19 protein-coding genes are annotated in these 21,078 nt (G+C 55.8%); 5 read left to right on the top strand and 14 right to left on the bottom strand.

The window, feature by feature from the left end; genetic code table 11:
* Positions 1-6: 6 nt before the first annotated feature.
* The 6 genes from J4772_RS03535 to J4772_RS03560 all read right to left on the bottom strand — a co-directional run bounded on the left by J4772_RS03535 (position 7) and on the right by J4772_RS03560 (position 9,078).
* On the bottom strand, positions 7-3,129 hold the full coding sequence (locus tag J4772_RS03535; RefSeq protein ID WP_209074169.1) for an alpha-mannosidase: 3,123 nt from the start codon (positions 3,127-3,129) through the stop codon (positions 7-9).
* Between the two features lie 37 nt (positions 3,130-3,166).
* Positions 3,167-3,907, bottom strand: a complete 741-nt coding sequence (locus J4772_RS03540) for an MgtC/SapB family protein (RefSeq protein ID WP_116061637.1) — start codon at positions 3,905-3,907, stop codon at positions 3,167-3,169.
* 3 nt (positions 3,908-3,910) lie between these two features.
* Complete coding sequence (locus J4772_RS03545) at positions 3,911-4,663, bottom strand: sugar phosphate isomerase/epimerase family protein (protein WP_116061636.1); 753 nt, start codon at positions 4,661-4,663, stop codon at positions 3,911-3,913.
* On the bottom strand, positions 4,663-5,589 hold the full coding sequence (locus J4772_RS03550; RefSeq protein WP_116061635.1) for an aldo/keto reductase: 927 nt from the start codon (positions 5,587-5,589) through the stop codon (positions 4,663-4,665). Before J4772_RS03550 ends, J4772_RS03545 begins: the two co-directional genes overlap by 1 nt.
* 484 nt (positions 5,590-6,073) lie before the next feature.
* Entirely contained in the window at positions 6,074-7,273 is a 1,200-nt protein-coding gene (locus J4772_RS03555) for a Gfo/Idh/MocA family protein (protein ID WP_209074170.1), read from the bottom strand.
* 101 nt (positions 7,274-7,374) lie between these two features.
* Positions 7,375-9,078, bottom strand: coding sequence for a glycoside hydrolase domain-containing protein (locus tag J4772_RS03560; protein WP_209074171.1), 1,704 nt, complete (start codon positions 9,076-9,078; stop codon positions 7,375-7,377).
* 199 nt (positions 9,079-9,277) lie between these two features.
* Between J4772_RS03560 and J4772_RS03565 the strand changes: the two genes are divergently transcribed.
* Positions 9,278-10,150, top strand: coding sequence for an AraC family transcriptional regulator (locus J4772_RS03565; RefSeq protein WP_181917725.1), 873 nt, complete (start codon positions 9,278-9,280; stop codon positions 10,148-10,150).
* A 64-nt stretch (positions 10,151-10,214) separates the two neighbouring features.
* Here the strand turns inward: J4772_RS03565 and J4772_RS03570 are convergent, their stop codons facing one another.
* The 3 genes from J4772_RS03570 to J4772_RS03580 form a co-directional block, all read right to left on the bottom strand.
* Positions 10,215-10,601, bottom strand: coding sequence for a hypothetical protein (locus J4772_RS03570; RefSeq protein WP_209074172.1), 387 nt, complete (start codon positions 10,599-10,601; stop codon positions 10,215-10,217).
* 99 nt (positions 10,602-10,700) lie between these two features.
* A complete protein-coding gene (locus tag J4772_RS03575; RefSeq protein WP_209074173.1) occupies positions 10,701-10,916 on the bottom strand; it encodes a type II toxin-antitoxin system antitoxin in 216 nt (71 codons plus the stop codon).
* A gap of 8 nt (positions 10,917-10,924) precedes the next feature.
* Positions 10,925-11,821, bottom strand: coding sequence for an SPFH domain-containing protein (locus J4772_RS03580; RefSeq protein WP_116061623.1), 897 nt, complete (start codon positions 11,819-11,821; stop codon positions 10,925-10,927).
* A gap of 164 nt (positions 11,822-11,985) precedes the next feature.
* Here J4772_RS03580 and J4772_RS03585 point away from each other — a divergent pair, with 164 nt between their 5' ends.
* Positions 11,986-13,272 (top strand): NAD(P)-binding domain-containing protein, encoded by a 1,287-nt coding sequence (locus J4772_RS03585; protein ID WP_209074174.1) that lies wholly within the window; start codon positions 11,986-11,988, stop codon positions 13,270-13,272.
* Between the two features lie 101 nt (positions 13,273-13,373).
* Here J4772_RS03585 and J4772_RS03590 read toward each other — a convergent pair whose 3' ends face one another.
* The 5 genes from J4772_RS03590 to J4772_RS03610 all read right to left on the bottom strand — a co-directional run bounded on the left by J4772_RS03590 (position 13,374) and on the right by J4772_RS03610 (position 18,901).
* Positions 13,374-14,210 (bottom strand): YitT family protein, encoded by an 837-nt coding sequence (locus J4772_RS03590; protein WP_116061620.1) that lies wholly within the window; start codon positions 14,208-14,210, stop codon positions 13,374-13,376.
* Positions 14,211-14,305: 95 nt separating this feature from the next.
* On the bottom strand, positions 14,306-14,620 hold the full coding sequence (locus J4772_RS03595; RefSeq protein ID WP_116061619.1) for a pyrimidine/purine nucleoside phosphorylase: 315 nt from the start codon (positions 14,618-14,620) through the stop codon (positions 14,306-14,308).
* Positions 14,621-14,746: 126 nt separating this feature from the next.
* On the bottom strand, positions 14,747-16,759 hold the full coding sequence (gene tkt / locus J4772_RS03600; protein WP_209074175.1) for a transketolase: 2,013 nt from the start codon (positions 16,757-16,759) through the stop codon (positions 14,747-14,749).
* 97 nt (positions 16,760-16,856) lie between these two features.
* Entirely contained in the window at positions 16,857-17,756 is a 900-nt protein-coding gene (purU, locus tag J4772_RS03605) for a formyltetrahydrofolate deformylase (RefSeq protein ID WP_116061617.1), read from the bottom strand.
* A 23-nt stretch (positions 17,757-17,779) separates the two neighbouring features.
* Positions 17,780-18,901, bottom strand: coding sequence for a deoxyribonuclease IV (locus tag J4772_RS03610; protein WP_209074176.1), 1,122 nt, complete (start codon positions 18,899-18,901; stop codon positions 17,780-17,782).
* Between the two features lie 137 nt (positions 18,902-19,038).
* On the opposite strand from J4772_RS03610, the gene J4772_RS03615 reads away from it, so the two are divergent.
* From J4772_RS03615 to J4772_RS03625, 3 genes are all read left to right on the top strand, one after another.
* Positions 19,039-19,473: a DUF2621 family protein gene (locus J4772_RS03615; RefSeq protein WP_116061615.1), complete on the top strand. Its 435-nt coding sequence runs from the start codon at positions 19,039-19,041 to the stop codon at positions 19,471-19,473.
* Between the two features lie 85 nt (positions 19,474-19,558).
* Positions 19,559-19,972: a hypothetical protein gene (locus J4772_RS03620; RefSeq protein WP_209074177.1), complete on the top strand. Its 414-nt coding sequence runs from the start codon at positions 19,559-19,561 to the stop codon at positions 19,970-19,972.
* Between the two features lie 23 nt (positions 19,973-19,995).
* On the top strand, positions 19,996-20,901 hold the full coding sequence (locus tag J4772_RS03625) for a TIGR01777 family oxidoreductase (RefSeq protein ID WP_116061614.1): 906 nt from the start codon (positions 19,996-19,998) through the stop codon (positions 20,899-20,901).
* The last annotated feature ends 177 nt before the right edge of the window (positions 20,902-21,078 follow it).

Below are 21,078 nucleotides of genomic sequence, written 5' to 3' on the forward strand. Positions count from 1 at the left end.
CTTCATCTAAGCCCGAATGTCGAGCTTAAACGTTCTGAGCTCGTACGGCAGCAGATTGAACTCAACGCGATCGGCGGCTTGCGGCTCGCCAATCGGTCGTTCCATCAGGTCGCATTCCTGCCAGGAGACGACATTCAGATCGCTGGTCAGGACGACTTTCTCCCGCATGCCGGAATAATCGTGCAGCCGGACGATCAGACTGTCCGAGTCCTCCGCCTTCTTGACCGCGTCGATCATAACGTTATCGGAGGACACACGGAGCAGGGAAGCTTCCGCTTTCGCCGTAGCGCCTGCGCCAGTGCGCAGTGGGTTGTTGAGCGCCCACGCCTCTTTGACCGTGCCGCCCTCGTACCAGTCTCCTTGATGCGGGAGCAGCGCATACGTGAATTCGTGATGTCCTCTGTCCGCATCGGGATCGGGTTCGATCGCCGACTTGATCAGGCTCAGGCGCATCGTATGCCCCTTGATGTCATAGCCGTATTTGCAATCGTTGAGCAGACTGACGCCGTAGCCGCGCTCGGACAGATCGGCCCACTGGTGGCCGACCGACTCGAATCTCGCCCAGTCCCAGCTCGTATTCCAGTGCGTCGGACGCTTGACGTTGCCGAATTGAATGTCGTAGGTCGCCTCAGTCGAGCGCACCGCGACCGGGAACGCCGCCTTCAAGAGCTGCTGCCGCTCCTGCCAGTCGACCTCTGTCGCGAAGTCGATGCGTCTGGAGTCCGCATATACATGCAGCACCTGCGAAATCGTGGAATTCATATACTTCCAGACAAAGCGAACGGAAGCCGAAAGCGAGCCGTTGTGAATCAGCTCAACCGATTGCAGCTCGGTCACCTCGCGCATTTTCTGCTGATAGTAAATATCGATGTCCCACGCGTCGAACATAAGCGGCTTGTCCTCGAACACCTGAAGCACGTTGCCGCGCTCTCCGTCCGCCAGCACCTGCTTGCCTGCCGCCTTATCCCATACTCCGGTTAATTGGCCGGCTTCATTCCAGTCGATCCGATAATGCGGCGTGTCGATGCCGGATTGTTCGAAGCGGAACGCTGTCTCTTGAGAGCCCTTGTCGGCGGATGGCCGGAACCCGATCGTCGCATAGCCCATTGCCGGCGTTTCCACCTTGACGTTCCAACGATCTCCTTTGCGCTCTGCGGGAAGGATCCGGCCTTGCGCGTCGATCCATTCTCCGTCTGCCGCGCCTTCAGGCAACGCCACTTCGGCCAAGTCGCTGCGCGTCCACGGCGAGGAGTTGAATACCGTTACCGCTTTCGCCTTCTGCGCAAGAACGGCGTTCGTCGCGTGCGCCCAAGCCGAGTCGACCGTCTGCTTCGCCTCGGCATACTCCTTCGTGCTGTCCTCGTACACTTCCTTGATGGAGGAGCCGGGAATGATATCGTGGAACTGATTGCGCAAAATAATTTTCCAGCCTGCATTTAAGTCGGCTTGGCGATAAGCGGACCAATCTCCGTTCAGGAGGCTCGCGAAAGCGCCCAACCATTCCGCCTCGCGGTAGCCCAGCTCCAGCTTGCGGTTCATCCGCTTGTTATACGCTTGGCTCGTATATGTGCCCCGGTGGAATTCCAGGTACAGCTCGCCGTCCCACGTGTGAACGTACTGATCGGTGTTGGCGACGCGTTCTTGAAGGCCTTGGAAGTAAGCGTCGGCCGTTCCGGTCTTCACATGGGGCAGCCCCGGCATTTCGTCCAATCTGCGGCGCATCTCCAGCATTTCGCGGTTGACGCCTCCGCCTCCGTCGCCGTAGCCGTACGACAGCAGCAGCTCTTCGTTGATATTTTTATCGCGGTAGTTGTCCCAGATGCCCTTGACCATTTGCGCTTCGACGACCCCGTTGTAAGTATAGTAAGGGCTGTCGTGCTCGTCGGGCGTCGTAATGAAATGGGTGAGCACCTCGGAGCCGTCGATGCCGCGCCAGCGGAACGTATCGTGCGGCATCCGGTTGAACTGGCTCCAGCTGATTTTGGTCGTCATAAACGTATCGATGCCGGATTTCTTCAAAATTTGCGGCAGCGCCCAGCTATAGCCGAATACGTCAGGCAACCACAAATAGCGGCATTCCGAGCCGAACTCCTCGCGGAACAGACGGGTTCCGAACAGCAGCTGGCGCACGAGCGATTCGCCGGACGTCAGGTTGCAATCGGCTTCCAGCCACATGCCCCCGGCCGCTTCCCAGCGGCCTTCCTGGACACGCTCCTTGATTTTCTCGTAGATTTCCGGAAAATCGTTCTTCACGTATTCGTAGAGCTGAGGCTGCGTTTGCAAAAAGACATAGTCCGGGAACAGCTCCATCAACCGCAGCACGGTCGAGAACGAACGGGCGCATTTCTCGCGAGTATGCTTGAGCCGCCACAACCACGCCACGTCGATGTGCGTATGGCCGATGCAAGTCACCGTAACGCGGGAATGCTTTTCGATAGCGGCCACATCAGAGCGAAGCGAATCGCGAGCCTCGCTCACCGAAGAGTAAAACGCTTCCGAACGAGGATAGGACCAGTCGATTTTAAGCAGCGAGCGATCCAGCGCGTTCACAAGCTGAATGCGGTCGGGATGGTTGGCGTCCAGCGTCTTGATCGTCTCGAGCGCAGCGCGCGCCGTATAGTAATAGTCGTCCATTGCCTCATCTAGCCAGCAAAGCTCGGCCACCTGGATCGTATGCTTGCGCGGCTTCGGCGGGCCTCCGCCTTCAAGCCCCGACCACAGCCGGATATCGATCCGAATGTCGGTTCCGACCGTCTCCTGCGGGAAAAAGACTTCCGTGTGGTTGGAATCGACGCCTTGATATGGCGCGCCGTTCAAGTAGAACAACGATTCGAATCCCGAGTTGTTGCCTCCTCCGGTCTCGCCGAAGTCAAAGCGGCCAATCACTTTGCGTCCAGCCCACTGCTGCGGAACTGTCACGGTATGCGAAAGCCATGCGTATCTGTCTCGTCCGACCCAGGTCTCTCCGAGCCGGATCGTCTCGCTCCCCTCAGCTTGAGGAGGCTTGGGAGCGACTTCGCCGCTCTCGTCCTCCGTCCAGCGGAAAGCTTCGATCGCAATTGCGTCCCGATACCTCGTCGCTTCCAGCTCCTGCAGACGTTCTTTAATTTTCGATTCCGTTAATAGCATAGTTCAAGCTCCTTTCCATCCGACCGCCCGGCTGCATTCATGCCGTCATATCCAGCGTTTCGAAACCGACGACGCCTTCCATGCCGACCAACGCGGCGATCACTTCCTCGTATTTCTTTACCTTCTTTAATTTGACCTGAATGCGCAGAATCAAGCAGCGTCCGCTCGGCGCATCGGACTGCTCTTCGTTGTCCACGGTCAGCTTGTTGATCTGCAGCCCGCTCCGATTCAGGTAAGCCAGCACGGCACCCAGGCCCGCCGACTTTCTGTCCATTTTGATTTGTACTTCCCGTATTTTCTTCGTTCGTGAGAACAGCTTCTCTACCTTGTTCAGGACAAACAAACTGATCACCACCAGACAGGTCGATATGATCGCGCAGTAGTAAAATCCCGCTCCGGCCGACAGCCCGATCGCCGCGGATACCCACAGCGACGCCGCCGTCGTCAGACCCGACACGGTCAACCCCGTGCGCATAATCGTTCCCGCTCCGAGAAAACCGATGCCGCTGATGACCTGCGCGGCCAGTCGGGCCGGGTCCATCCGCACGTTCGGTTCCGAAGCGAACGAGGAGAAGCCGTATGCGGATAGCAGCACGATGATCGCGGAGCCCATCGTCACGAGAATATGCGTCCGGAAGCCGGCGGAATGACCGCCAAGCTCCCGTTCCAGTCCAATCAATCCGCCTAATACGAGGGCAAGCAGTATTCTAAGGGTCAGCTCCCAGCTGCTAATCTGCCATACTTTAGGATCGAATATCAGTTCCACACCGCTCAACATCGATCACGGCAGCCTCTTCGTCAAATATTCCAAGCTGTTCGCCAGACTGTCGAGCGGACTACCCGGGCAGTAGTCCTGTTCGACGGCATACCATTCGACGCCGTTCGCCTCGCCCCAGCGAAGGATCGGAGCGAAATCGATAACTCCGCTGCCGATTTCCGCGAAATACCGCCGATCGTCCGCAGTCATATCCTTGAGGTGAAGAATCGGCATCCGATTGGCATATTTGCTAATGTATTGGAGCGGATCAAGGTCCGCCTTCTTGACCCAGTAAGTATCGATCTCCGCGTAGATCGGACGTTCGGCGTCCAAATCCAGCACATAGTCGAGAGCGTAGCGCCCGTCGATCTCCGTATGAAATTCAAAGTCGTGATTATGGTAGCCGACGCGGAAGCCAAGATGAGACACTTTCTCCGAAACGGCCAGCAGATCCCTGCGCACAGTACGGTAGCCATCTTCATTCTGCAGTCGATCCGGCAGCGAATGGCAGATGAAGTCCTTCGTATCGAACAGCCTCGCTTCTTCAAGCACAGCTTCCAAGTCGTTGTTCATCCGTTCCAACCCGACATGCATGCCTGCCGTCTTAAGCCCGAGCTCCCGCATGGCCTCTGCAATTTCCTTTGGATCGTTGCCGTGCAGACCGTCGATTTGAACGGCCGCCCAGCCCATCTTCTTCAGCTCTCTCAACGTCCCGATAAAATCGCGTTTGAGCTCGTTTCTCACCGTAAACAGCTGTGCCGCAAGCTTCTCTCTCATTACGCCAGCTCCTCTCTCTCCAGGTTCAGCCATTCCAGCTGCTCCCCGGTTAACTCAATATTCATCGCCTGCAAGGAATCGTTAAGCTCGGATTGACTGCGAGGGCCGATGATAGCTCCGGTCGGGAAGGGACGATTGAGCACGAACGCTAAGGCGATCTGATTTGAGGAAACGCCTTTCATCTCAGCCAGCTTAACCGCTCTGCGATATCGCTCCCAATTGTCTTCGTTGTAATACACTCTGACCATCTCCGCATTGGAACGGTCCTCAGGAGAGAACAGTCCGGCGAAAAATCCGCCCGCCTGCGCCGACCACGACAGCAACGGCAGCTGATTCGCCTTATGCCAGTCGCTGGTCGCCTCGTCCGCCGATACGCAACCTTCCCAGCGAGGCTCGTTGGCTTTAGCCAAGCTCAGGTTGACGCTGTTGAACATAAAGCCCTTTAAGCCGTGGCTGGCGGCGTATTCGTTCGCTTCCTTGATTCGCAAATAAGTCCAGTTCGAAGCGCCGATCGCCCGCACCGTTCCAGCTTCGAGATGCCGGTTCAGCTCTTCGATAACCGGCCCTACGGGAACGGAAGGATCGTCCCGATGCAGCGCATACAAGTCGATGCGATCGGTGCCAAGCCGCTCCAAACTCTCGGATAGATCCTTGCGGATCGCTTCGGAAGTAACTCTGGCTCCCGGGCTGCCGTCGTCATGGTGGGCTCCTTTGGTCAGAATGACCACCCGATCCCGATTTCCCGTCTCCCGCAGCCATTGTCCGACGATCTTTTCCGCCTCGCGATATTGATGCGCCGTATCGATTGCCGTACCTCCCGCCGCCACGAACTGATCCAGCATCTCCGTGCTGCCCCACTTCTTGATGTCTCCCGTGCCGATCATAAGCTGCGACAGCTTGATTCCGTTCACCTCGACGAACTTCATCCGGTTCCCCTCCAGCAATAATTTTAGTTGTGTTTCGCAATGTGGTATCGATTCCATACTGATATTATTATCGATACCCAACGGTTCTGGTATCGATTCCATAACAAACGCTTACATAACTGACTATAGTCCGTATTATAGTCTATCGTATTCTCGGAAGACAAGTAGGAAATTTCTAATTTGCTTGTTATTCCTATCGATCGGCGAGTGATGGAGCAAATTAGGCAGCGAGACGACATTAGCGGGCTCAATTGGCACGGAGCTGTCCGCATGCACGATCAAAAACGCCTTCAGCTTCTTCCGGACAGAGTAGATCGCGTTCGAATAGATGATACTTCGTACAAAGCCCCATCCTTCATCGTTTGGTTGAGGTCAACTTGTACGAATCATCGTACAAGTGAATAAAAAGCCCGCCGGAGTCAAGCCGACTTGCCAGGCTTGACTGCCGACGGGCTTCTTTAGACGCTGCAGCGAGATCGGCCTCCTAACGTCTCGTAACCCATCTGCCGTTCGTAAAATCCGGAAACGCCACAGGATGCCCGCCCAAGGAAATCGAATCCTCGGACAACGCGGAAATACTCATCCATACGGCCATATCGTACACATCGATCGGAGTCGGCTTGCCGGTTTTAACGGATTCGAAGAAATCCTCGAACACCAGCCAGTCCATGCCTCCATGGCCGCCTTTAACGCCGTCATTGACGAATTTCTTCCAGACCGGGTGATCGTACTGCTCGTAGTAGCTCTCCGCGTTGCCCCATTGGCTCTTCCAATCGAAGTGATACTCGTCATGCTGCCCATCGATGAAAACCGACTGATTGTCCTCCATAAACATGCCTCTCGTTCCTCTGACCGTAAAACCGCGGGAATACGATCTCGGCAACGTCGTATCCAGCGTAATCGTGATCGTCTCGCCGCGGGCGCAGCGAATGATCGTCGTCACGATGTCTCCCTGATGAAAACGGGTGCCGGCAAGAGGGTGGTCTTCCCCCTTCTTACGCTTGATATAGTCCTGCATCCCGCTCGCCTTGGACGCAACCGATACGAGCGACAACATCCGGTTGCCGCGGTTGATGTCAAGCACCTGCGCGATCGGGCCGATCTCGTGCGTCGGATAGTTTTCGCAATTGCGGTGAATGTACTCTTGCAGCCGATAGTGCCGGTTTTCTTCCCCTCCGGCGATCTCGTCGCGCAGATCATGAAGATAGCCGCCCGAGCAGTGGACAATTTCTCCGAAAAGGCCCTGCTTCACCATGTTCATGACCATCATTTCATCGCGGCCGTAACAGCAGTTTTCCATCAACATGATGGGGGTTTTCGTTCTCTCGTACGTCTCCACCAGCTTCCAGCACTCTTGAATCGAATAGGCTCCGCCGACTTCGCTGGCTACATACTTGCCGGCTTCCATCGCCGCAACGGCAATGTCGATATGAGCGGCCCAGGATGCGCCGATGACGACAGCGTCGACTTCGGTCATGGCCAGTACATCCTCATAACGCGCAAACGCCGCAGGGCGCTTGCCCCTTTCTTGCTCCACCTTGTTCGCGGCCGCTTCCCGCCTATCCTCATACAAATCGCATACGGCCGCAATCTCTACATCCTTCGCATTGTTGAGGATCATTTCCATCAGGGAGGAGCCTCGTGCCCCCAGCCCGATCATTGCGATATTTATTTTGTCCTTCATTTTTGCATTCTCCTCCGAAAAACCGATCTGAGAATCTTTATGTCAAACGACGCACTACCGTCTTCATACTCTTGCTTTGCGCGCTTTCTGTCTTATGCTCTTCAAGCGTCGGCCAGCTTCGCAATCTGCCGATTGATTTCCGTGCGCTTTGCTAGCAGCCAGGATGCTTCGCGAGGATAATTGCGGAACGTGATCGGCTCCGACAAGCCCGCCTCCAGCAGCTCCAGCACTTGCTCGCGCCCGCCGAGCGATTCCAGCAGCTCGCAAGCCCGCAAATCCTGCAGCGCTTCGCGGAATACTTCCCAGCGGATCGAATCCAGCGGACCGTCCGTTCCCGGATACACGGCGAACGAATCTCCCGAAGGGAACGCGCCTCCGGCATCCGTCACCCGATACGGATCGATCGCTTCCTTGGAGTGTTGCGTATTCCAGAAATTGAAGCCCCACTGAAGGAAACCCTTAATCCCGAATTTGTAGAGCTGGTAACCGAGAATCCGGTTACGCGCCGACGGCATGTTGAAGAACCGGTTGGACACGTCGACGGATTGCCCGCAGCAGTAGTACGTCCACAGGCCAGGCACTTCATTTTCCAGAAACTTGTCGATATGATCGTTCGCCGGAATCGGAACCGGCACGAGTCCTTGCTCGTAGAAGCCGTAATCCGACAACGCTTCGATAAAAGGATACGCGCCCAGGTGCTCCTTCAGAATCGCGCTGGCTCTGCGGTAATCCTCCAGTTGGTCCAGGTTCGGCTCGTCCGAGACGTGGAAATAACTTCTGTCCTCCAACTTATGCTCGCGGATGAAGCCGTCGAGAGCCGGCAGGAATTGGGACAGAAACTGACGATAAGGCTCCCCGGCCGCATCCGTCTCCCAGCCGAAAATCCGCTGCTGCTTCTTCTCGCCGCCTTCATTAACCGTGGCGACGATCTTGGGGGCATGCTTCGCTCCCCACTGCGTGAACAGATGAGAGAACTCAAAATAACGGATCCCAACGCGATCGCACATTTCTACCCAACGAGTCAGTTGGTCAAAGCCAAAACGATATTCGCCATCCTGAGTCCGCTCAACGTCGATGAGCTGCACGGTCGACCGCTCTCCTCCGATCTCCGTATCCAGCGGAGGCGTAAATAACGGGGTAAGCAGCATATTCATGCCGTGCCGAACCGCATTTTCAACGTAACGTTCGATCAGCTCCCAGTGCTTCTCCCCGAAAATATCAAGCATATAGTACGTAGCCAGGCAGTCGTAGTGCACCCACTCCGTATGAATCAGCTTCTGCTCAGGCAGCTCCGCTGGAAGAACTTCCAGGGTAAAACGCTGACTGCCAAGCTCGACGCCCTCGTCTCCCGTGAAATGGAAGTCAAACGTAAACGAACGAACGCCCGAAGAAGCGCCGCCAGCCGCTTCCCAAGCTTCCTTCGACGGCAGCTCGACCGTTACCCATAGCGTCCTCCATTGCCCGGGATACGCGCGCATTCCGTCCTCCGGAAGCGGATAGAGCGGATCCGGGTAGAGCCCCGGCGTCTTGCGCAGCACATAATCGTCGGAGTGAGCAAACGTCGGCAGCTCGGAAGGAGCCAGACCGACCGGGCGCACGGTCGTCCACGCCGCGAGTTCGGACGAAACCGCAACCTTCATCGAATACACCAATGCCTCCGAGCGATAAGCGACTTGGAATGCAAAGGTCTCCGACCACAGCGCGGTCCCCCGATTCCAGGATGCTTCCGTTAACGCTTCGTCGGCAAACACTTTCACAAGCGAGCTGACGCAGCGGGTTTGAAACTGCGAATGTTTTTCTGCCATTATTATCGCTGCTCCTTCATTGTACGCAAAGTAAATATGGCTTTATCTTATCAGGAGGGTATACGGGCGACAATCTGAACATATTCTACATTTCTATAACAATATTGACTTCATGAATTGGAGATTATCCATGGAGTCTCCCCTATAATTCAGATTATGTAGTACAATAGATAAAAAAATGTTATCCAGGAGAAACCATATGCTGCAACCGGGTTCATTCGCTTTTCGGCCTTCTGAAGCGCAGCCGTACATGACGCTGGATTCGCTTGGCTGGACGACGGACGCCGAGGCTGGCTACGGCAACGATTGTCGAGTTCGAGGCGATAAAGGACATGCGATTTTCCAATATACGTTAAACGGAGAAGGCCGCGTCGATACCGGAGGGCAGACATGGGAGGTTCCCGCCGGGTGCGGATTTCTTGTTCGGGTACCGAGCGAGCAGCGCTACTACTACCCGCCGGAGGGCACACAGCCATGGGGATTCTTCTGGCTGAACGTCTGCGGCGAAGATGCGCTTCGCATGTGCGACAGAATTGTCGAGAAGCACGGGCCGATCGTTCGGCTGTCTGCCGAATCGCAGCCGATCGCGCTTTTCTGGGAAATCTACCAGGCCGTGTCCGTCGATCGATTGTCGGATCCGACCGAGCTTTCCGTTCAACTGTACAGATGGATGCTCTCCCTCCTTCGTTCCGACGCCAACTACGTCTCCAAGGAAACCGGCATGCATCCGGCAATTCGTCAAGCCAAGAGGTATATGCGCGACCATTTTGCCGAACCGCTTACGTTAGAGGGCATCGCGGCGAGCTGCGGCGTATCCCGCTCCTATCTGTGCAGACTGTTCCAGAAAAAAGAAAACGACTCCCCGCTCGCTTATCTGCAGCGCAGACGAGTGGAAGCCGCGGTCACGATGCTCCGTAAAACCGACGACAGCATTCAGTCCATCGGTATCCGTTGCGGATTCGATAGCCCCAGCTACTTCGGCAAAATCTTTCGTCACTATTTGCAGCTGACGCCCGGCGAATACCGGCGCCGGACAGCCGAACATCCGTACGATACCGTTTATTTGGATTAGAATCGACTCTACCGGCGATGTGCTGCTTCCATCTGTATTTTGCTAATTCAACTTTTCAACGAAATCAAAAAAGCATTTTTTTGTGTAACTCATAAGCAATCTTTGCCTCCATGTCGACAAAAACATGGCCGTTCCCCGTCACTTGCAATTCTCGCTTTGTTCCATTTTTCGATTCGATCACGAGTATGCCAAGCAAGTCGAATGGATAAGCACCGGTAAATGGACGTGCTTTATCCAAGATATCTCTCAGTTTGTTCAAATTTTTGTTATCCGCGAGTTCAGCAGCTAGTTGCCCGTCCCCCTTAGATATCGTTACTTTGACTATATTTTCACGTTCGAATGCGAACGGAGCAGGAACCTCATCGACCATGCGTTTGGCATCCTCTTTACTGCACCCCGATATAAAGATCAGCACCAGGACCATAAAAATTAAAACTCTGAGACCTCTCATTTTGAACGCCTCCCTTATGATCAGCTTGAGCACAATAACAAGAAAACAGCCGGTCGTCCGCAAAGGACGGACACCGGCAGTCTCCTGTTTGTTATTAGTCTATGGCTGTTCGGCATTGTCAGAAGCGGAATCCGGATCGGTCGGTTGCGCCGGGCGGTTTCCCGAAGGAAGTCTCCCCGCCTTGCGCAGCGCCTCGCGGAGCAAATACTCGATGTGACCGTTTACGCTGCGAAACTCTTCCTCCGCCCACCTTTCCACCGCGCGATGAATTTCGGCGTCCAGTCGCAGCGGGAACGCCTTCTTTTCCCTAGCCATAACGATCCTTACCCGTACATCGTACCCGTGTTGATTACGGGCGTCGCCGCCCGATCGGATACGATTGTGACCATAAGGTTGTTAATCATCGCCGCACGACGTTCCCCATCCAGCTCGATTCCGTTGTCCTTCAACTGCTGAAGCGCGGATTCCACCATCGTGACGGCCCCCTCCACGATCTTCTGCCTGGCCGCGATAATCGCAATCGCTTGCTGCCGCTGCAGCATCGCGCTGGCAATTTCCGGCGCATAGGCCAAATGAGTCAGACGCGTCTCAAGCACCTCGACGCCCGCAAGCGCAAGGCGAGTCTGAAGCTCTTGCGTGAGCTCCTGCGACACTTCGTCCGCATTGCCTCTTAGCGATGGTTTTTGCTCGTCCGAGAACGTATCGTATGCGTAGTTGGCCGCGATATGACGAATCGCCGTCTCGCTCTGCACCTCTACGAACTTGCTGTAGTTGTCGACGTCGAACACCGCCTTCGCCGTATCGACGACCTTGAATACGACGACGCAGCCGATCTCGATCGGGTTGCCTTCCGCGTCGTTCACCTTCAGAGTCTGACTATTGAAGTTGCGAACCTTCAGCGATACCTTCGTCTTGCCCGAGAACGGCACGACCAGCCACAATCCGCTTTCCGTAATCGTTCCTTTGTACCGACCGAAAAACGTAATAATTTTCGCCTGATTAGGCTGCACGATCGTTAGCGAAGTGAGCAGGACGATGAATACGACGATCAGCACAATCCCGCCGAAAATAAACCAGCCGTTGACTTCAGGCTCAGCCCCTGGGAAGCCGCTCGTCTCCGAACCGGCATTGGCGAACAGAACCACGCTTCCGACAATAGACGCCAACGCCAGCAGCAGCGCCAAAAATCCATTCACATGCCAGGCCTTTTTCGTCGTCATAAGACCACCTCTGAGTAATATTTATTTGATATTTATATGATATCACTTTTTACATTCCTTTTCCACCTCTGAACGGAAATTGTATGAATATTGTTGCAGCCTCTTTCGGAATTGGCAAAACAACGGGATAATAGAACCATCTATTGAACAAGGAGACGATTCAGATGAAATCGATCGGATTTATCGGTCTCGGCACGATGGGGGAGCCGATGGCGGCCAATTTGCTGCGCAAAGACTATGATGTCCTCGTCTATAACCGTACTGAGGGCAAAGCCGACTCCCTTGCAGCGCTCGGTGCCGACGTTGCCGCTTCGCCCGCCGACCTTGCTAAGCGAGTGGATGTCGTGATCACGATGATTAGCAACGATCAGGCGATCGAAGAAGTATATTTCGGAGATAACGGCCTGCTTCAGGTACTGAAGCCCAACACGACGATTATCGACAGCAGCACGATTTCGCCTGCGCTGGCCAGGAGACTCGCGGCCGCGGCCGCGGAACGATTCTGCGATTTCATCGACGCGCCGGTAACCGGCAGCAAACCCGCCGCAATCGATGGAACGCTGCTGTTCATGGCTGGGGGAGATCGGGAAACGGTTGCCGAGCATGAAGAACTGCTGCTCGCAATGGGACGGGAAGTGATCTACATGGGTCCAAGCGGCAGCGGCGCCAACGCCAAGCTCGCTCACAATACGATCGTCGGGATCAATGCCGCAGGATTAATCGAAGGCATGGCGATTGCCGCCAAGAGCGGCATCGACGCCTCCGCCTTCCTACGCGTCGTACAGGGCGGCGGCGCGGCCAGCAAACAGGCCGAGCTGAAGGGGCGCAAAATTATCGAGGAGGACTACAGCGTACAATTCTCGCTGGAGCTTATGCTTAAGGATCTTAAGCTGTCGTCTGTTCTGACGGATACGCTCGGCGTCTCCACTCCGATGCTCGAGTCCGCCAAGAGCCTATTCCAGCTCGGACAAGCTGCCGGATACGGCGAGCAGGATCTCGCGGCTCTCGCACGCGTATACGAAAGCTGGATAGGCAGAAGGATCGGCGAGTCTTCGACTGCGGCGATCGAGGCTGTGTCGCCTGCGGAGGAATCCGACCCGTCTTATGCGGAAGAATCGGAACGCCGCAAGAAAGCGCGCTTGCCGCTGGACATCCCGCTCATGATGTCCATCTACCAATGGGAAGGAGACGGAGCCTTCCGCGGTCATACGGTTCGCGGCCGTCTGCTTGATCTGTCCGAGGACGGAATTCAGATCGAATCGAAATCCCCGCTGGAGAAGGATATGTTCATCGTTCTTCACTTCCTGCAGGAATCGCAGCTGCCGCCGATGACCGCGCGGATTATTCGCATCGAACGCAACAACGACGCCTTCAGCTACGGCTGCCTTCTAACGGGGCTGCCGCTGTACCAGCGCCTTCAGCTTCAAGAGTATATTGCCGGCCAGCATTGACCGGCGTCTGCGGGGGCGGGACGGCAGACGGCTGCCCCCGCCCTGCCGCCATAAATGATTCTTGCCTCACCGTCCGGTCCGCGAGGAGCTACATGCGCCTATTATTTGGATAGCTCGATAAATCCTTCGCCGAATACGTCTCTGACGTCGTGAATGGTAATGAACGCGTCCTTGTCGCTCGCCTTCACAATTCGCTTCAGCGTGCTCAGCTCTTGCTTGCTGATGACGATGTAGAGAATTTGCTTCTCCGTCTTCGTGTAGTATCCGTGACCGTGAAGCACCGTTACGCCCCTGTCCATCAAGCTGTTGACCTGATCGGCGATTCTCGCATGCTCCTTGGAGATGATCGTTACCGCCTTCTTCGGGTTCAACCCCTCGATGATGAAATCCATCACCTTCGTCGCGATGTACAGCATGACGACCGTCAGCATAACCGCTTGAGCGCCGATAATGAAATAGGAGCCCAGCACGACGATCAGATCGAAAAACAGCAACGCGTAGCTGACGTTCCAATCCAAATATTTGTGCGCGATTCGAGCCAGGATGACGGAGCCGGCCGTCGTTCCGCCCGCCCGGATGATAATGCCGATGCCCGCGCCGCCAAGGACCCCTCCGAAAATCGCGTTCACGACGATCTCATGGGACTCGATGCGCATCCCCTCCGTCAAATGCAGGAACAGAGATAGCAGCAGCACGGCAACAACCGTATACGCCACGGTCGTCCGGTCGAGAAATTTATACCCTATAATCAGCAAAAACGAATTCAGAATTAGGCTGACAAGTCCCGGCGACCACTCGTACAAATAATACAGAATGATCGTAACGCCGGTCACGCCGCCTTCGCCGAACTCGTTGGGAATCGCGAACAGATTGATCGAGAGCGCGAACATGAGAGCGCCCACCGCGAGCATAACGAAATCCACTAATCTTTTTTTCATCGGCAACAGCCTCCACACCCGAATACGACGCTCACGCAAAACAACCACCGCCGCTTGCATCTTCGGCAGTGGTTGTCGGCGCTATCGGAATACGCTCAGTCCAAATACGAACAGATGTAATCCGTTACCGTCTTCACCTTGAGCTTAAAGCTGGAGTTGGCCGGGACTTCGAATTTCGTCGGCTCGGCAATGTCCAGCCATTCGTCGCCGCCCGGAAGCAGCACGGACAGCTCGCCCGCTTGAATGTCCATTATTTCCTTCTGTGCCGTACCGAACTCATATTCGCCCGGGAGCATGATACCCAGCGTTACTTTAGTGCCGTCTGCGAAAATGACCGTCCGGCTCGTTACATTGCCTTCGAAATAAACGTTGGCTTTCTTTACTACGGATACGTTATTGTACTGCGGCATCGTTTCTCTCCAGCTCCCTCTCCGTATTATAAAGCTTGTTCAAAAAGTCCGCTTTTGATCACGAAAACATCCGAGGAGGTCAATTCGACCTAATAAGCGGACTTTTTGAACATTTTGAAACCTCGCTTATACCAGCTTTTTAAATTCGGCAACGACGTTGTCGACAGTAAAGCCGTATTCTTTAATGACGCGGTCTCCCGGCGCGGAAGCTCCGAACGTAGAGATGCCCAGAATCGAACCGTTGTCTCCGACGTAACGTTCCCATCCGAACGGATGCGCCATCTCGATCGCCAGACGGGCTTTAATCGACTTCGGCAGCACGCTCTCCTTGTAGCTTGCGTCCTGCTTCTCGAACAGATCGAAGCTCGGCAGGCTGACGACGCGAACGTGGATACCTTGCTCGGCCAGCGCTTTCTGCGATGCGACCGCCAGTTGAACCTCGGAGCCCGTCGCGATCAGGATGCCCTGAGGCTCGCCGTTAGCCGCTTCGGAGACGATGTAACCGCCTTTGACGATATTGTCGCGCGCAGATGCCGTGCCTTCGAGAATCGGCAGATTCTGGCGAGTCAGCACGAGCGCGACCGGATTGCTTTGGTTTTGCATCGCATACGCCCATGCGGCGGAAGTCTCGTTGCCGTCAGCCGGACGGATGACTGTCAAGTTCGGAATGATGCGGATCGAAGCCAACTGCTCGATCGGCTCGTGCGTCGGGCCGTCTTCGCCGACCGCGATGCTGTCGTGCGTCAAGACGTAGACGACAGGCAGACCCATCAGCGCCGCCAGACGAACGGCCGGGCGCAGGTAGTCCGTGAACACGAAGAACGTTCCGCCGAACACCTTCAGCCCGCCATGCAGCATAATTCCGTTCATCGCCGCGGCCATCGCGAATTCGCGAATGCCGAAGTAGATGTTGCGACCGTCGTAGTTGCCCGGCTTGTAGATCGGCAGCCCCTTCATATGCGTCATCGTGGAGCTTTCCAAGTCGGCGGAACCGCCAACGAGGTAAGGTACGTTTTTGGCCAAGCCGTTGATCGCATTGCCGGAAGCGACGCGCGTGGACAGCGGCTTATCCTCCGTCGAGTACGAAGGCAGATCCGCGTCCCAATTGTCAGGCAATCGGCTGGAGAGAGCCGCTTCGAATTGCGCAGCCAGCTCGGGGTGAGCCGCCTTGTATTCCGCAAAGCGAGCGTCCCATGCGGCGTTCGACTGCTCGCCGGATTGCTTGATCGCGGCGAAATGAGCGCGGACTTCTTCGGGAACGTGGAATTCTTCGTGAGGCCATTCATAGAACGCCTTCGTCAGCTTCGCTTCGTCCGTTCCGAGCGGAGAACCGTGCGGGCCGGCGTGGCCGCCTTTGCCGCCTTTATTCGGAGAACCGTAGCCGATGACCGTCTTCACCTCGATCAGCGTCGGCTTGCCAAGCTCCGCCTGAGCGGCTGCAATCGCCTTGCCCAGCGCGTCGAGATCGTTGCCGTCCTCTACGCGTAGATACTGCCAACCGTACGCTTCGAAACGTTGGCCCACGTTCTCGGAGAACGACAAACCCAGCTCGCCGTCGAGCGAGATATCGTTGGAATCGTACAAGACGACCAATTTGCCCAGCTTCATGTGGCCGGCCATCGAAGCCGCTTCCGACGCGACGCCCTCGGACAAATCTCCGTCACCGCAGACCGAGTATGTAAAGTGATTGATCAGCTCGTAGCCGTCGCGGTTATAGGTCGCCGACAGCTGCGCTTCCGCCATCGCCATGCCGACGGCCATCGCAATGCCCTGGCCTAGCGGTCCCGTCGTCGCATCCACGCCCGCCGTATGGCCGAACTCCGGGTGACCCGGCGTCAGGGAGCCCCATTGACGGAAGTTTTTCAGCTCTTCGATCGGGAGATCGTAGCCGCTCAGGTGCAGCAGGGAGTACAGCAGCATCGAGCCGTGGCCCGCTGACAGGACGAAGCGGTCGCGGTCGATCCATTGCGGATTGGACGGATTGTGCTTCATCGTTTTGGCGAACAGTTGATAGCCCATCGGGGCGGCTCCCATCGGCATGCCCGGATGGCCGGATTTCGCTTTCTCGATCGCGTCGATGGATAGCGTGCGAATCGTCGTTACGGATAATTGATCGATTATTTTGGTGCTGGCTGTCATGAAACAGAGCCCTCCTCTTATCTATTCGCGTACGTTGCCGGCGAATTGCGCCGCAGCCGTGCAGCTTCTCATTATTTGTTGTACATTGTAGCACGAGTTACACAAATACGACGGTTTTGTTTTGGTAGACGAGCAATCTGTCCTCCACATGCCACTTTACGGCTCGGGCCAGCACGATTCTCTCGATGTGGCGTCCGATCCGCTTCAGCTCGTTGACGTTGTCGCGATGGCTGACGCGCTGAATGTCCTGCTCGATAATCGGGCCGCCATCCAGCTCTTCCGTTACATAGTGTGCCGTCGCTCCGATCAGCTTAACCCCGCGATTGTAAGCTTGCTGATAAGGCTTGCCCCCGACGAACGCCGGCAGGAAGGAGTGATGGATATTAATGATGCGATTGTGATACTGCTCGATGAATTTCGGAGAAACGATCTGCATGTAGCGGGCGAGCACGATCAGGTCGATTTTGCCTGCGGTTAGCTCGCGCTGCTTCTGCTCGGCTTCCGCCTTCGTATCGGGCGTAACCGGCACATAGTGAAAAGGAATGCCGAACGACTCGACGATTCCTCTCATATCCTCGTGATTGCTGATCACCATGCTGATCTCGGCGTCGAGATCCCCGGCCTGCCATTGCCAGAGAAGTTCAAGCAGGCAGTGATCCTCCTTGGAGACGAATACCGCAATTCTTTTGCGTCGCGCTGCGCGGAAAATGCTCCATCTCATCGAGAAACGATCCGCGACGCGGGTGAAATCCTCCTGAAGCGAAGGCAAGCGCTGCTCCAGCTCCTGCAGATCGAACTCGATCCGCATGAAGAACATGCCTCCTTCCGGGTCCATCGTATATTGATCGGACTGGACGATGTTGGCTCCTTGCTCGTACAGAAATTGCGACACGGCGGCGACGATGCCTGCCTTGTCCGGGCAGGAAATGAGCATTCGCGCGCGTACGCTCTTGTCTTCTAGCCGTTTGTTTCCTTGCGGCTGATACGTATGACTCATCGCTATCTTCTACCTCTCGATATTTATTGTTGGGACAGCCATTCTTCGCCCGCCAAATAGGCCAGCAGACGATGGTTCATCGCTTCCTCGCTGTATTCCTCCGGAAGCACGCGATTTTCCAGCAGCATATCGTAGAGCCTTTCCATCGGCTCGCGCGGGTCCGCTTTTCTCGCTTTGGCGTCGGATTTCAGCAGCTCCCACGTATTCAGCACGTACAGACGCGAATCGATTCCGACCTTTTCGAAGAAATGGTGCAGCCGTTCGACATCGACCATGAATTCGCCGCCAAATCTCTCCTCCGCATCCCCTCTGAGCATCGCAATCTCGGCCTCGTACATCGGACGTTCGTTCTTGCCGATCCAAGGCGTCTCGAGAATAAAAGGCTTGCCCTTGAGCAGTTCGTGTCCGACAACCCCGGCGATGCCGTCATAGCCGATCCAGCCGGAGCCGATCGGGGCATGACGGTCCTTGGCCGCTCCGCACGGATTTTTGCTGTCGTTGACGTGTACGACCGCGATCCGGTTCAGACCGACGATGTCGTCGAATTTGCGCAGCACGCCGTCAATATCGCCGACAATATCGTAGCCCGCATCGTGAATGTGGCAAGTATCCATGCAGACGGTCAAGCGTTCGTTCAGCCGAACGCGCTCGATGATTTGCGCCAGCTCCTCGAAGCTGCGGCCGATCTCCGTCCCTTTGCCCGCCATCGTCTCCAGGGCGATGTTCACGTCCGTCTCCTTCGTGCCTTCCAGCACTTCATTGAGACCTTCGGCAATGCGCGCGATACCGTATTCTGGGTCCTTCTCCGTATACGCCCCCGGGTGCAGCACGATATTCTTGACTCCGATAGCGTGCGTCCGGCGGATCTCCTCCTGCAGGAAATCTATCGCCAAGCGATAAGTATCTTCTTTATAAGAGCCCAGATTCACGATGTACGGAGCGTGCACGACAATCTCGCCGATTCCGGCTTGCGCCATCGCATCCTTGCCCTGGGGAATATACAAATCCTCGATCGGCTTCCTGCGGGTATTCTGCGGCGCGCCCGTGTAGATCATAAAGGTGCTCGATCCGTAGGTTTCCGCTTCCTTCGTTGCCGTCAGCAAACCTTTGTCCGAAAAAGAAACATGAGATCCGATTTTCAACATTTTCCGGCTCCTCTCGCCTGTCGTTCCGTCCCCTCCCGATGCTCCGGGGGCTTGTTCTCGCAATTATTTCACTATTGTATCGCGAACGTCGAAATAAATCTAGGAATGCGGTATAATTTCAAGATGAGGTGATCGTTATGGGTGATACCCCGACGTGGTTTATTTATTTCATTGCATTCTGGACAGTCGTGCTTGTCTTGTTCATGAGCATAGGCGGCTTCTTCATGTTCCGCAAATTCCTCAAGGTGCTCCCGCAAAGAGACGGGAAATCCAAGCTCGATTGGCAAAATTATTGGGTGGAGCGAAGCCGCGACCTATGGACTCCCGAGTCCAAGGATATGCTTCAGACGCTTGTCTCGCCGGTTCCGACTCCGTTCCGCGATATTGCAAGCCATTCCATCGCCGCCAAGATCGGGCAGATCGCCGTTGAGAGCGGCGCAGCCGAGGTCACGAAGGAACACTGCATCGAGGGCTACATACGCGCGACGCCGGCTCGCGACCATAAGAGCCTGATCAGCTTCCTTGAGAAGAAGCAGATCGACTATTCCGCCTACAGCCACTTGCTGAAGTGATCGTTCCCGGAATCGTCGCGCTAAAAAAAATCGAAACCTTTGCCGTCCAACTTCGTCTAACCTCATAAGGAGGTGCATCACTACTATGAAAAAGCGCAACCGAAAGACGATGACACTGGGGGCCGCCGTGTTGGCTCTGGCACTGATAGGCACAGCCTGTAATGACGGCAGCTCGGGATCTTCTCCGTCCGCCAATCCTTCCGCCACGGCCAGTCCGTCCGCGAGCCCGTCCGTGAGCCCTTCGAATAATCCGAGTCCGTCCGCTTCACCGGAGCAGATCGAGGCCACTGGAAAATACGTCGGACTTCAGGACGGCCACTCCGTCGAAATCGAGACTGAGCAAGGCCCTACAGGCTTCCAGGTCACTCCGGAAGTCGCCGAGAAAGTCGGGTCCTGGGATGAGAACACGCCTGTAAAATTCCAATATATCGTTGAAAAAATGGATACGGACACCGGATCGGTGGAGCAAAAAACGATCGTATCTATCGATAAGGAATAATCGTTAGCGAGGAGGGAACGCGCATGCGTTTGCTGCTGTGCGGAGGGACCGGATTCATCGGTCAGGCTTTAACGCACGCCCTGTTGTCGAGAGGGGACGAAGTATGGATCGTGACGAGAAAAAAGCCTGCCGCCGCTGCCTACGACAATGCGCTTCCCCATCCTCGGTACGTTACTTGGGAGGAATGGGCCGCCGATCCCGACCGTCTGTCCGGCTTCGACGGCCTTGTTAATCTCACCGGAGAGACGATCAACCAGCGCTGGACCGACAAAGCGAAGGAGCGCATCGTCCGCTCCCGGGAACAAGCAGCCGAACGAATCTCCGAATATATCAAGCGCATGCGCTACCCTCCGGAAGTTGTTGTGAACGCTTCCGGAATTTCGCTATACGGGCATTCCGGCGAGCAGATCTTCGATGAATCCTCTCCCGTGCAGCCTGCCGACTTTCTGGGCGATACGGTCGTCCGGTGGGAAGCGGCGGCGGATCGGATCCCGGTCAAGCGGCTCGTCAAGCTGCGGATCGGGCTCGTCTGCGCTCGGGACGGCGGAGCCTTCCCGCTTATCCGGCTGCCGTATCGGCTGTTCGGAGGAGGCCGCATTGGCGACGGCAAGCAGGGGCTGCCATGGATTCATCTGCAGGACATGGTTTCCTTGATTTTGTTCTGTCTGGATAATAAGTCGATCGAAGGTCCCGTGAACGCAGTCGCTCCCGATCCTGTATCCAACGACGAATTCGGTCGTGCTCTCGGACAAGCGATGAAGCGGCCTCACTGGTTCCCGGTTCCGGGCTTCCTGCTTCGCACCGCCCTAGGCGAGATGAGCACGCTCGTGCTGACCGGACAGAAGGCGATGCCTCGCAAGCTGCTCGATCATGGATTCAAATTCGCCTTCCCTAAACTCGAAGAGGCCCTGCGGGATTTGTCCCGCTAGGGCGTGTATGCATACTCCGAGGATAGTAGATTTTGCCGAATTTTCGTTCCATGCAAGGAACTTTTGTGAAGGCGTACCGGGGGTACGTCAAGCAAATGTGACGCAGCAGGGGATGAAAGATACCTCTGAGCGGGTTTGCATACACGCCCTAGGGCTTTTCTTTATGTGATCCTGGCG

The sequence above is a fragment of the Cohnella sp. LGH genome, assembly GCF_017671885.1.
Lineage (GTDB): Bacteria > Bacillota > Bacilli > Paenibacillales > Paenibacillaceae > Cohnella > Cohnella phaseoli.

What these genes read in the sequence shown, in the direction of transcription:
- J4772_RS03575 (WP_209074173.1), bottom strand. Translation starts at nt 10,916, where the DNA reads ATGGCTAGGGAAAAGAAGGCGTTCCCGCTGCGACTGGACGCCGAAATT.
- tkt (WP_209074175.1), bottom strand. Translation starts at nt 16,759, where the DNA reads ATGACAGCCAGCACCAAAATAATCGATCAATTATCCGTAACGACGATT.
- J4772_RS03550 (WP_116061635.1), bottom strand. Translation starts at nt 5,589, where the DNA reads ATGAAGTTCGTCGAGGTGAACGGAATCAAGCTGTCGCAGCTTATGATC.
- J4772_RS03595 (WP_116061619.1), bottom strand. Translation starts at nt 14,620, where the DNA reads ATGCCGCAGTACAATAACGTATCCGTAGTAAAGAAAGCCAACGTTTAT.
- J4772_RS03590 (WP_116061620.1), bottom strand. Translation starts at nt 14,210, where the DNA reads ATGAAAAAAAGATTAGTGGATTTCGTTATGCTCGCGGTGGGCGCTCTC.
- J4772_RS03565 (WP_181917725.1), top strand. Translation starts at nt 9,278, where the DNA reads ATGCTGCAACCGGGTTCATTCGCTTTTCGGCCTTCTGAAGCGCAGCCG.
- J4772_RS03535 (WP_209074169.1), bottom strand. Translation starts at nt 3,129, where the DNA reads ATGCTATTAACGGAATCGAAAATTAAAGAACGTCTGCAGGAGCTGGAA.
- J4772_RS03580 (WP_116061623.1), bottom strand. Translation starts at nt 11,821, where the DNA reads ATGACGACGAAAAAGGCCTGGCATGTGAATGGATTTTTGGCGCTGCTG.
- purU (WP_116061617.1), bottom strand. Translation starts at nt 17,756, where the DNA reads ATGAGTCATACGTATCAGCCGCAAGGAAACAAACGGCTAGAAGACAAG.
- J4772_RS03625 (WP_116061614.1), top strand. Translation starts at nt 19,996, where the DNA reads ATGCGTTTGCTGCTGTGCGGAGGGACCGGATTCATCGGTCAGGCTTTA.
- J4772_RS03555 (WP_209074170.1), bottom strand. Translation starts at nt 7,273, where the DNA reads ATGAAGGACAAAATAAATATCGCAATGATCGGGCTGGGGGCACGAGGC.
- J4772_RS03620 (WP_209074177.1), top strand. Translation starts at nt 19,559, where the DNA reads ATGAAAAAGCGCAACCGAAAGACGATGACACTGGGGGCCGCCGTGTTG.
- J4772_RS03585 (WP_209074174.1), top strand. Translation starts at nt 11,986, where the DNA reads ATGAAATCGATCGGATTTATCGGTCTCGGCACGATGGGGGAGCCGATG.
- J4772_RS03545 (WP_116061636.1), bottom strand. Translation starts at nt 4,663, where the DNA reads ATGAGAGAGAAGCTTGCGGCACAGCTGTTTACGGTGAGAAACGAGCTC.
- J4772_RS03615 (WP_116061615.1), top strand. Translation starts at nt 19,039, where the DNA reads ATGGGTGATACCCCGACGTGGTTTATTTATTTCATTGCATTCTGGACA.
- J4772_RS03570 (WP_209074172.1), bottom strand. Translation starts at nt 10,601, where the DNA reads ATGAGAGGTCTCAGAGTTTTAATTTTTATGGTCCTGGTGCTGATCTTT.
- J4772_RS03610 (WP_209074176.1), bottom strand. Translation starts at nt 18,901, where the DNA reads ATGTTGAAAATCGGATCTCATGTTTCTTTTTCGGACAAAGGTTTGCTG.
- J4772_RS03560 (WP_209074171.1), bottom strand. Translation starts at nt 9,078, where the DNA reads ATGGCAGAAAAACATTCGCAGTTTCAAACCCGCTGCGTCAGCTCGCTT.
- J4772_RS03540 (WP_116061637.1), bottom strand. Translation starts at nt 3,907, where the DNA reads ATGTTGAGCGGTGTGGAACTGATATTCGATCCTAAAGTATGGCAGATT.